We start from the raw sequence: 11,257 nt of genomic DNA on the forward strand, positions 1-11,257 counted from the left end.
ATTGCACTGCCAACTAGCCTGTGACGGCCACATTGATAATAGCGCTTTGGCGTTCGTGTCTGTGAATTAAGCTCCCCCATCTCCCCATCTCCCCATCTCCCCATCTCCCCATCTCCCCATCTCCCCATCTCCCCATCTCCCCATCTCCCCATCTCCCCCAATTTTTGCCGATCGCCCATTTAAACTAAGTAGCAAAATTGTTAATTGTCTAAAATACAAAGGAAATGACTCACTTGGGGAAGGATAAGTTTCATGGCTTTAGCTGGCGATCGCTTGACAAATTTTCCTGACTCTGAACGTACCGGACAACCTGACGGTATTAGCTGGCAGTGGCAGCAGAGTGCCGAAGGCTTGCCCTATCTGACTTGCAGCTTGCTCGACCGATGGTCTCACGGCTTTTTTACTCGCGATTTCTCGCCGCGCGGCCCGATCGATCTCACGGAAGTTTTAGCACCAGGATCTCCCGTTTACCGTCTCCAACAGGTACACGGCAATGTCGTACTCAAAACCGATCTATTGCCCCCAGTTGTGGCTCTAGACCCGGAAACAGCTACCCCCACCTATGCCCAGGCCGATGGCTTGGTAGCATCGCGAGATTTTGAGGCGCTGTGGGTTTGCTCGGCTGACTGCGTACCGGCGCTAATTGCTGATAGCGGCACGGGACTCGCGGCCGCCGTTCACGCTGGTTGGCGCGGGACTGCTGCTAAGATATTACCAGAGGCGATCGCTCAACTTGTGGCACAAGGCAGTCAATTAGAAAATCTGAAGATTGCTCTCGGGCCGGCGATCGGTGGAGAGGTTTACCAGGTATCTGTGGAAGTGGCAGCCCAATTGGGAGCCACGATTACTCCTCAGAATGCAGTTGGTGCAACAGCCGACGGCATTCTGGAATTTTTACACCAACTACCCGAATCACCTGTGTTGACCGATCCAGAACCGGGAAAGGTACGGTTGGATGTTCGCCTCTGCAATGCTCTGCAATTGCAGCAGTTGGGAATTAATTCTTCTCAAGTGGCGATCGCTCCTTTCTGTACTTATTCTGACTCGGCTCGCTTTTTTTCCTACCGCCGCGATCGACTAAAAAAAATCCAGTGGTCGGGAATTGTCAGCACATCTAACACAAGTTCCTGCTAAAAGCATTCGGCACAAGGTAAAATTTAAGATTGCCGGCTTAAAAAATCACAATCTAAATAACAATCTTTGGATTGACAAATTTTTATTTCGGAATGCCGAATGCCTTCTACCTTCTAGCCTCGTTTCGTTGCAGCCCTCTCAGGTCTCAAGACGCTGAGTTTTCCGCATACCAAAAAGTTTTATGAGTGAGCAAACTCCCTATCAACTGCTTGAAGTCGATGAAGATGCTTCCTTTGATGAAGTGCAAGAGGCCCGCACCCGTCTAGCCGAGCAGCACAGCGGCGACAAGAAACGTTTGGAATCGATCGAAGTTGCTTACGACGCGATCCTCATGGATCGCCTCCGCCAGCGACAGGAAGGGAAAATAAAAGTACCCGAACGCATCCGCTTTCCCGAACGAGTGGCTCCCCCACCCGCCAGCTTTACTCCATCTGCTCCGTCCGGCAGCCCAGCTTGGTTGCAGCGCCTGATCGATACTCCTAGTCGAGCCGATATTTTGTGGCCGGCTGGAGTTTATGTGGGATTGGGCGGACTGAGTATTTATCCAGCGGCTAACGATTCTTTACTACAGTTGACTCTGGCTCTTGGGGTCGGCTCTTGTCTTTATTTTCTTAATCGCAAGGAACAAAAATTTGGTCGGGCTGTGCTGCTGACTGTGGCTGGCTTGGTTATAGGCTTGGTGCTGGGAGGTCTTATGGGCCCTTTGCTCAGTACGGCATTTATCACAACAGAGAAATTTATCGCTTTGTTTACGTTTTTAATTCTTTGGCTGGTCAGCAGTTTTCTGCGATAGTCGGTTGTCAGTTGACAGTTGACAATTGGCAGTTGACAGTTGGCAGTTGTTAATTATTGTTATTGGTTAATTGTTATTGGTTGGTTCGTAGCTCTTAGGTGTTAGTAGTTAGTTGATTGTTACCAATTACCAATTACCAATTACCAATTACCAATTACCAATTACCAATTACCAATTACCAATTACCAATTACCAATTACCAATTACTAATTAACAATAACTAATGACTATTGACTGTTGACTAATGATTGATAACTGTTGACAACTGACAACTGACTAATAACTATCCTAAAATAATCTCAACAGCTTCGCTCAAATTGTTAGCAATTAAATCCGGTTGGTGCATTTCTAGTTGGGTGCGATCGCGAATGCCGCACAAAACACCAATTACCTTGACACCGTGAGTTTTTGCTGCTATAATATCCGCCTCCGTATCCCCCACCATCCAAAGCTCAGAAGCAGGCGGCAGTTCGGCGAGAGCTTTTGCCATCAGCAGGGGCTTATCTTTGACATCCCCGGTTTTGACATAATCGTTGGGGAGGCAATAGCGACGGTTTTCTGGGAAAAAATGCCCTAAATTGCAGCGGTTGAAAGCCTCGTCTAGTTCCCTGACGCGACGCATAGTCATCACCGCCAAGTCTATTCCAGCGCGCTGCACCTTTTCCAGGGTTTCCACGGCTCCAGGGGCTGGTTTATCGTAAATCAGGAACGGCAGCGTGTGGACAGTTTGACGCCGTTTCTGGGCAAATTCGAGGGCTTGGGCTGCGTCTAATCCTGAGAGAATGCCGATTTCGGTTTCGGGAACCCGCGCCCGCTTCATGTCCCAAAACTCGGCTTTTGGGAGTTCGTGCACTGTTTGGCCCTCACGCTGAGTCTCGGCCAGACACTGCTGGTAAACTCCGTAATAGCGATCGGACACGTCCATAATCGGGCCGTCAAAGTCGGTGATAAGTCTCAGCATTGAGCAGAGTATTTTGAAAATTTTATACAAATTGTTAGAGATTATATCACTTTAATGTCACAGATCCTTTACAAAACTTGACACAAATACCCAGGGGAGGTAGTGTCTATAGGAATGGTGCTAATTAAAGGCAATAGTTTAATTCAACTGTGCCAATCATCAACTGTAGCGGTTGTAACAAATATTATCAGGGAGCATCTCAGTTTTGATTTTGTAGTGCTGTCCCCGCTCGCTTGCTGTTAAAACAAAGCGAGCTCTTAAGCTCTCACTACAACAAAAAAAAGCTTTTTGCCAAAATGAGATGCTCCCTATTATCAGGGAATCTACAATTTAAAATTTGCTGTACAAATACGGCCAACCGCTAGGTATTGTTAATAAATCCAAACCTCAATAGAGGCTGATTTTGACTGCGCTTGCTCACAAAAAAGTTGGTCTAAGTAATAATTTTAAATAAAAAAAAGCTTGGAGAATCCCAAATTTATTGTGTCGATAAATTAGCCAGCGAGAATAGTTGCTGGCATCCAGCAGAATCAAAATTTCTATGAGAAATAGCAAGCACCAAAACAACAACTAATTTTATCTGCTAACCCTAGAGTCTGATGGTTTATAATAACGAGATGCTTCCCAAATTAAGTTTACAGATTAGCTCCCAAAACATTAACAATCTGCTTGACAAATTGTTATCCTTGCGTCGCATTGAATACCTTGCAGTCGATCGGGAACTGAAGATTCAAGAAACATCCTTGAACGTACAAGATTTTGCCCAAATTCCTGATGAATTGGAACAAGGCAAAGATGTGCGCGATAGTTTTCCCGAACTGATCGGAATTGAAGAACTGCTAGACGATATTCTAGAACAACGACAGCCAAGTTTCCAATTAAAATCTGTTACCAGAGTTTTAAATGATGGCTCTTATTTTTATCTAGATTTGTATATTTTTGGTCAGAAAGAGCAGCTCAATCCTGAGAGATTAATTATTTTCTGCGAAGATGTAACAGACACTGCTGCTCTTCAGCAAAGTATGGTTCAAGCAGCCAACGAAAACAGTATTAAAGTCGATTACTTGGCTAACGCTCGCGACTATATTGATAAAATTCTTAACTCCATAAATGATATTTTATTGGTGACAACGCAAGCGGGAGAAATCAAAAAGGTCAATCAATCCACCCAACTATTGTTTGGATATACCGAATCACAATTAATCGGTCAACCAATCTCGATGATTACGGCGGACGAGGAATTATTGCGTCAAGTTAGTCAGCTACCTCTTGAACTAAAAAATGAATCTTGGCATCAAGTAAAAGTAGCTTGTACAACTAAAAAAGGTTCAAAGCTGACAGTTGCATTTTCCTGCTCTACTATTGAGACAAGTATAGAAAGCAAGCACTCAGACAACAAAACTATACAAGATTTTGTCTATGTGGGCAGAGATATCACCGAGCAACAACGGACAAAAAAGCGTCAAGCAGCACAATATGCAGTAGCTCGCATCATGTCAGAATCTGGTTCTTTAGAGAGCGCCACTCCGAAAATTATGCAAGCTATTTGTGAAAGTTTGGGGTGGGATATCGGTGAACTTTGGACGCCTGTGGATGAAAAACATACTAAGTTTGATGCCGAAGATACGCACGATCGAATACCATTTTTGTTTGCTGCACCAGATAGTAACGTTGAAGATATTCTCCCTTTTTTGCTTCGAGTGGGAGTTTGGCGGCGGGGAAGTGAAGTTGGGGAGTTTGTGGAAAATTGCCAGCAGATTACCCTAGAGCCTGGTACGGGTTTACCGGGAATAGTGTGGAACACCGGTTATCCGCAATGGATTACGGATCTTCTTAAGGATGGCAATTTTATGCGATCGCACTTAGCTGCTAAAGCAGGATTGCGATCGGCCTTCGGTTTCCCAATTCGTGCTAGCGGTCAAGTTGTAGGGGTAATGACTTTTTTCTGCCGGGAAAAACAGCCGTCGGATGAAGACTTACTGCAAATGATGGCGGCAATAGGTTCCCAATTAGGACAGTTTGTCAAGCGCAAATATGCGGAGCAAGAATTGCAAGAAGCTGAAGCTTCCATCCGGTTTTTGTACGAGCAAGAAAAACAGCAAAGTGAAAAATTGGCTCAGCAAAATGTAGCATTAGAACAGGCTAAATTAGAATTAGAATCTGCTAATCAGGCATTGCACAGACTCGCATCTGTGGACGGCTTGACTCAGATTGCTAACCGTCGCTGTTTTGACAAAACATTGCAATCAGAATGGCAGCGGATGACTAGAGAGAAACAGCCAGTGTCTTTAATTTTGATCGATTTAGATTTTTTTAAGCTTTACAACGATCGCTACGGGCATCAAGGAGGCGATGAATGTCTCAAAAAAGTTGCTGAAATTTTAGACAGAAACGCTCACCGGGGAGGTGATTTAGCGGCTCGCTACGGTGGGGAAGAATTTGCAGTAATTTTGTCCGGGACTGATGCTAAGGGAGCAATGCGGGTAGCTGAATCAATTCGCAGCGATTTGAATGCTATGGCAATTCCCCACGAAGCTTCAAAGGTAAGTGAGTCTGTGACGGCGAGTATGGGCGCAGCTAGTGCTGTGCCCGCTGCTGAACAATCTTTGGAGTGGTTGATTGGGGAGGCCGATCGCGCGCTGTATCGAGCTAAACTAGAAGGGCGCGATCGGATTGTTTGCGTAGATTCTCAAATACGATGCCAGGGCGAGAAAGGAGTTTTTTCTGATGATTGTGAGAGAAGCTAAAATCGCTGATGCACCTGCAATTGCACAGGTTAATCTCGACACTTGGCGGACAGCTTACCGAAACATCATACCGGCAGATTACCTCGCCAAGCTGTCCTATGAAAAACGAGAAAACAATTGGCAAGAAATCCTGTCAAACGTCAAAAATACTGGCGATTATGTCTGCGTTGCTGAAAATAACTCGGGACAAGTTGTAGGTTTTGCTGCCGGCGGTTGCGAGCGCACGGGCAAATATGTTTATCGAGGAGAATTATTTGCCATCTATATTTTGGAGGAATATCAGCGTCAAGGAATTGGGCGACAACTCGTGCGATCGGTTGCCACAAAATTGGCAGAATTAAGTTTGAACTCGATGCTGGCTTGGGTACTGGGAGACAATTCTGCTTGCAGGTTTTATGAATTTTTAGGAGGCAAAAAAGTGGAGGAACAACAGACAAGTAGAGCTGGAGTTTTAGTCAAAGAAATTGCTTACGGGTGGACGGATATTGCACTGCTGCTCGACAAGGCTGCATGAACTCAAAAGTGGAAGTTTTATCAATCATCGATCAAGCTTCCCCGCTTCATTTGTTCCCGTTCAATTGCCTCAAACAAAGCTCTAAAATTACCCGCCCCAAAACCTCCAGCTTGCACCAGTTTGTCATTAACTAAAGTAACTCGACGCTCAATAATCTCGAAAAAGAAAGTCGGTTCGGCAAAAATTGGCTGGGTAAAGATTTGCAGCAGCATCGCAGCGGGAGTATCTTCTTGCCAATCTGCCAAAACTTCGGAAGCTGCAATTGCTTGCCAATCTGCGGGCAAATAGTTTTGCCGCCGCCGCAATTGCGAGTAATATGTTGGAGGAACTGGCAAAAAAGGCAAACCGCGCGATCGCAAATCGGCAACAACCTGCACAATGCGATCCGTTTGCAAAGCCATGTGCTGAATTCCCGGCCCTCGATTTGCACTCAAAAACTCTTGAATTTGAGAATTAGATGATGCCGGTTCATTAATCGGGAATTGCACCCCACCTTCAGCGTGTACCATAACTTGGCTTCGCAAAGCAGACTTCTCAGTCTGAATATCAAAATTTTGCTGCGGCTCAAAACCTAATATTTTTTGATACCAACTAACCGCACTTGACAAATCGCCAGATTCAACATTTAACACTACATGATCGATCAGAGTCAACAGTGGCGGCCCAGAAGAAGCACGCAGCAGTGAATTCTCGCCAATTCGCTCAACAAGCGTGTGGCTTAAATCTCCCCAGCCAGAGATTTGTGCGAGTTTAAAACCGCCTCCTGCCTTTAGATCTTCTTGAATCGGTTTCAGGATTTTAGCACCTGCCACCTGCGCTCTAGCGATCGCTAATTCGATATTTTTAACCCGAAAGCCCACATCGGCAATCCCCGGAGGATGAAACTCCAACCAAGTAGCAGCGGGACTAGCGGGTGTCAGAGGCGAAGATAAAACAAAACATATATTGCCGCTGCTGACAACCTCAGTGCGAGTGTCGCTGTTGGCATAACCTGCTATTGATTGAAAGCCTAAGTGGCTGACAAACCAGTCGCGGGATACTCGAGCATTTTCAACGTAAAACTGAATGCGGTCAAACTCCATAATCAATAATTGAAAATGGAACGTGAAAAGTTGAAAATCGGCTGATTTTCACGGTTAAATGGCAAGGGAGAGACTGAGAAATGGAGATTTTTCATTGTTTTTTTGTCTAATCGCTTAATAATAACCCAAAAATTGAATATCTTAGCTCCCTCTGAAGGCAGAAATACATCGGCACTTAAAAGAAAGACGGTGTTTGGGATGACTTTGACAGTTGACAGTTGACAGTTGACCTGGGACAGTACGAGCGATCGCTTGCGATATTGTAGGGTGCGTCAGCGATTAGTCTAATTTTCAGGTGGGGAACCAGAAGTGACTGACGCACCCTACTACTTCATTCAGTTGACAGTTGACAGTTGACAGTTGACCTGGGACAGCCAGAGGGCAACCTCTACATGAAAGTCTGAAGATTGGAGTAATGAATCCTCTAATTTTAATTTTTACGCCAAACCCAGAGGCTTTCAACCAATTATTTCTGGTAAATCGTCTGTGGGATACTAGAAGGAATCAGCCATGAGATTTACTCCACAGATAAATCTCGAAGATTGAACTTTTTTCTAAAATCTGGGAAGTATCGAGTTGGGTAAATCAGTGCTATGAAAGCACCATACAAACTCATTTTTCGCGTGTGGAACACCAAACAAATTACTAAAAGAACAAATGACTTTCTGGCTGAATATTAATTTCTAGTGGCACAGCTTGCGGGTCAGAAGCAAGAGCAAACATAATTGCATTGGCAGCGGTTTCGGTACTCAGCATTTTTGACCTATCTACCTTCAAACTCACATTATCCCAAAACGGAGAATCCACCCCACCAAAATAGAATAGCGTAAACTTAATGCCGTAGCGTCGCAGCTCATCTGCCATGCACTTGCTAAAACCAACTACCCCAAACTTTGAAGCACAATAGGCCGTTCCCATCGCCATCGAATGCTTGCCCAAAATCCCGATGACATTGCAGATGTGACCGGATTTGCGGTCTTTCATCACATTTGCGGCTGCTTGAGATGTGTAAAAACTGCCTTTCAAGTTCAAGTCAAGCATCGCATCTAAATCAGCGGGTTCTAACTTGTTCCACTGCTTGAGAATTCCCGCACCGGCAGCGTTTACGAGGGCATCAATTTGCCCGAAATGCCCCGCAGCTTTCTGCATCAGCGTCTCGACTTGCGACAAATCGGTGATATCTGTCGGTACACACAGTACCTCTGTTGTCGAAATTTCGCTGGCTAAAGCGTCTAATTTGGTGCTGTCTCTGGCGGCGAGCACTAGCGTCGCACCCGCGTCGGCGAGTTTTCGGGCTACTGCTGAACCGATGCCGCCAGTCGCACCCACCACAACTACAACTTTGTCCTGCATATCCCTTTACATTTCTTTACGTCCAGATTGTATGATAACTCAAGTTATGGGAATTGGGCGAAGCGAAGCGGAGGGATGGGGAATGGGGCATGGGGCATGGGGAATTGGGAATTGGCAATTGGGAATTGGCAATTGGGAATTGGCAATTGGGAATTGGGAATTGGGAATGGGGAATTGGGAATTGGGAATTGGGAATTGGGAATTGGCAATTGGCAATTGGGCATGGAAAACAAATAACCAATAACCAATAACCAATAACCAATAATTAATTTAGGGAAACTTGCCAACCTTTTTCGGTTTTTTTTAATTCCAGAGAAGTGCAAGATTGTAAAAATTTAGGAAACTTTCTACCGAGATTAAACTCTTTAATTATTTGGGTGATTTGTTTGCCGTATTGTTTGTGAAATTCGCTGCCAACATTTGAGAGAAATACAGAATTGTGAGGAGAGTTGTCGGTTAAGTCGCCAACTATTTTGACCAGAGCTTTTTCCAAATCTTCTAAGGAATTGATATCTGTCAAACTTGCTGATGCTGCTTGGTTGTGATTGAGATTTTCTTTGTTGAGTATTGGGGGTGGGGGCGATAATTTAACTTCAAAAAGAGTGACATAAGTTTGAGATGCTTCTGAGGGTTTGTGGAGAACGAAATCTGTGGGATATTTGAGAAATATATCCCTAGTTTTAGTACCTAAGGAATGATTGGCAACAACTTGATTGAGGACTAAGCCGTAATTTTCCCGATACAAAGCTGAAAGTGTAGAAATTTTTATCCACTGAGATGAGGTACGTTGTTGCTCTTTTTTAATTAATTCTTTTAGCTGAATAACTAATTGTTCTACAGGTGTAATTTCCGGTACTGTTACGAGGGAATAGGTTTCCATTTGTCCGGTTTTGCTGTTTAAAATTATGATTTTATCTATTTGCTTGCGGACTTGAAAGACGGTTAGTCCGTGGGCTTGCAGTGTGTTGCTGAGGTGGGTGAGGGCGCGATCGGACGAACAGACAAAAATCTCCTTGGCTGTGGGATAATGTACGAAAATTGAGGCGCCTACTGTTGCCATTTTCAAGTCGGCGCTGTCTTTGCCGGGGGGAACGTGAATCAGTTGATAGCCGCGCTGGTGAAATTCGGCATCTTTTTTGCCCATGCTGCGCCAGTTGGCAAAGGCTACTTTGATTTGGATGGGATAGTGAGAAATTCCTTCGAGGAATTTTTCGGTTTCGATGTTGAGTTGCAAGTTTTCGACATCTAGCAGCAAGATAGCAATGCCGACAGGAAGCGAATTTGTTTGGTGGGCGGTGGGAGTTGGAGGTTTTGCTGAAACTGAGTTTTGTGATTGGGCTGGTGGTGTTTGGGGTACGGCTAGCTGCTGAATTTTGGCAAATAATTTGCTGAATTGAGGTGAATTGATGAATTCGGGAACCAGCAGAATTTGGAGATATTTTTTTGCCGTCAGCAGCAGCAAATCTGTATCGCTGGCTACTTTAAAATTTTTTGTTAATTTTCCAATCAAAACTGACTGAAAAGCAGGTTTGGCCCAGGGGGTTTTCCTGTATTTTTCAGCTATCCATTCGGGATGCTTTTCCTGGATGGATATTAGTGTTTGAGCGATATAACGACTGATGGCGCTGACTGCGACTGATTCTTGAGTCGCCAGCAAGGGAGTTCGATCGGGCATGGCCCTCTACAATGCGGGATGGTGTCTCAATCTATCATAGTGTTAGTTTCTCGCTAGGAGCCGGACGATCGCCCGCCAAATTAAACCGGCGATAATTAAACCCAAGCCTGTCAACCAAATTTGCCTCTCCACCCAGAAAGCTAGAAACAGACATGAAGCCAAGCCCACCCAAGCCAACCATTGCGGGTAAAGCCTTTCGGCGGGGGACAGTTGTAGCGCGGCTGCGTTGGTGATAGCGTAGTAGATCAAAACGCTAAAGGCACTGAACGACCAAGTGGTTTTGACATCGCCGATGAGGATTAAAAGTGCGATCGTAATTTCGACAACCACGACAGCCACATAGGGAGTTGTCCCCGCAGGATTGAGACGCGCCAGGACTCTCGGCATATCCAACCGTCGCCCCATCGCCAGCCACACGCGCGACAAGCCTAAAATTAAGTTCAACAAGACTCCTAGCATGGCAGTAATGGCGCCGACGGCTAGCAGTTGGGAAACTCCGGGAATTGGAAAACTGCGGGCGATGACTTCCAAGGGTGCAGCAGTGGTTGCTGCTTGCAGGGACAATTTATCGGCTCCGCCCGCACCTGCAACAACTACCGCTACCGCCACGTAAAGCACCATTGTCAGCACTAAACTGAAAATTATGGCTTTGGGAATGGTTTTGCTCGGTTCCCGCACTTCCTCGCCCATGGTGGCGATGCGGCCGTAACCGGTGTAGGCGACAAACATCAGGGCCGTGGCGTGGAGGATGGAGCCGATCGCGCTATCGTTCTGTAGCGTCGGCATTTCCCACCTGACCTCTGGCAAACCCGCAGCAATAAAGACAGTCAGAGATAAAAGTGTAACTGAGACTATGGCAGTATTCGCGATATTCGATCGCCTGATGCCGGTCAAGACAATTAAAGTTAGGGCGGCCAGGGCAATTAATGCCGTTAGGATGAGATAAGTGCGATCGGCTACACCAAGTGCACTTAAAAAATACCCCGCAAAACCCAAAG

General features: G+C 45.5%; 10 protein-coding genes. 5 read left to right on the forward strand and 5 right to left on the reverse strand.

Going from position 1 to position 11,257, the window contains the following annotated elements; genetic code table 11:
• Positions 1-252 precede the first annotated feature (252 nt).
• Together pgeF and JGK22_RS24355 are read left to right on the forward strand one after the other, a co-directional pair.
• Positions 253-1,134, forward strand: coding sequence for a peptidoglycan editing factor PgeF (gene pgeF, locus JGK22_RS24350; RefSeq protein WP_293184835.1), 882 nt, complete (start codon positions 253-255; stop codon positions 1,132-1,134).
• Between the two features lie 181 nt (positions 1,135-1,315).
• Positions 1,316-1,927: a CPP1-like family protein gene (locus JGK22_RS24355; RefSeq protein WP_293184837.1), complete on the forward strand. Its 612-nt coding sequence runs from the start codon at positions 1,316-1,318 to the stop codon at positions 1,925-1,927.
• A gap of 283 nt (positions 1,928-2,210) precedes the next feature.
• Here JGK22_RS24355 and JGK22_RS24360 read toward each other — a convergent pair whose 3' ends face one another.
• Positions 2,211-2,888, reverse strand: a complete 678-nt coding sequence (locus JGK22_RS24360; protein WP_293184838.1) for an HAD family hydrolase — start codon at positions 2,886-2,888, stop codon at positions 2,211-2,213.
• Positions 2,889-3,487: 599 nt separating this feature from the next.
• Between JGK22_RS24360 and JGK22_RS24365 the strand changes: the two genes are divergently transcribed.
• Together JGK22_RS24365 and JGK22_RS24370 are read left to right on the forward strand one after the other, a co-directional pair.
• On the forward strand, positions 3,488-5,635 hold the full coding sequence (locus JGK22_RS24365; RefSeq protein WP_293184839.1) for a diguanylate cyclase: 2,148 nt from the start codon (positions 3,488-3,490) through the stop codon (positions 5,633-5,635).
• Positions 5,616-6,149 (forward strand): GNAT family N-acetyltransferase, encoded by a 534-nt coding sequence (locus JGK22_RS24370; RefSeq protein ID WP_293192724.1) that lies wholly within the window; start codon positions 5,616-5,618, stop codon positions 6,147-6,149. Before JGK22_RS24365 ends, JGK22_RS24370 begins: the two co-directional genes overlap by 20 nt.
• A 20-nt stretch (positions 6,150-6,169) precedes the next feature.
• Here JGK22_RS24370 and hppD read toward each other — a convergent pair whose 3' ends face one another.
• On the reverse strand, positions 6,170-7,231 hold the full coding sequence (hppD, locus tag JGK22_RS24375) for a 4-hydroxyphenylpyruvate dioxygenase (protein ID WP_293192726.1): 1,062 nt from the start codon (positions 7,229-7,231) through the stop codon (positions 6,170-6,172).
• Between the two features lie 645 nt (positions 7,232-7,876).
• On the reverse strand, positions 7,877-8,584 hold the full coding sequence (locus JGK22_RS24380) for an SDR family oxidoreductase (RefSeq protein WP_293184845.1): 708 nt from the start codon (positions 8,582-8,584) through the stop codon (positions 7,877-7,879).
• Positions 8,585-8,615: 31 nt separating this feature from the next.
• Between JGK22_RS24380 and JGK22_RS24385 the strand changes: the two genes are divergently transcribed.
• A complete protein-coding gene (locus tag JGK22_RS24385) occupies positions 8,616-8,828 on the forward strand; it encodes a hypothetical protein (RefSeq protein ID WP_293184846.1) in 213 nt (70 codons plus the stop codon).
• 21 nt (positions 8,829-8,849) lie between these two features.
• Here JGK22_RS24385 and JGK22_RS24390 read toward each other — a convergent pair whose 3' ends face one another.
• On the reverse strand, positions 8,850-10,259 hold the full coding sequence (locus tag JGK22_RS24390; protein ID WP_293184847.1) for an NYN domain-containing protein: 1,410 nt from the start codon (positions 10,257-10,259) through the stop codon (positions 8,850-8,852).
• Between the two features lie 42 nt (positions 10,260-10,301).
• Positions 10,302-11,257: APC family permease (locus JGK22_RS24395; RefSeq protein ID WP_293184849.1), on the reverse strand; the 956-nt coding region annotated here is incomplete at its 5' end.

Source organism: Microcoleus sp. PH2017_08_TRC_O_A, assembly GCF_020738665.1.
Lineage (GTDB): Bacteria > Cyanobacteriota > Cyanobacteriia > Cyanobacteriales > Microcoleaceae > Microcoleus.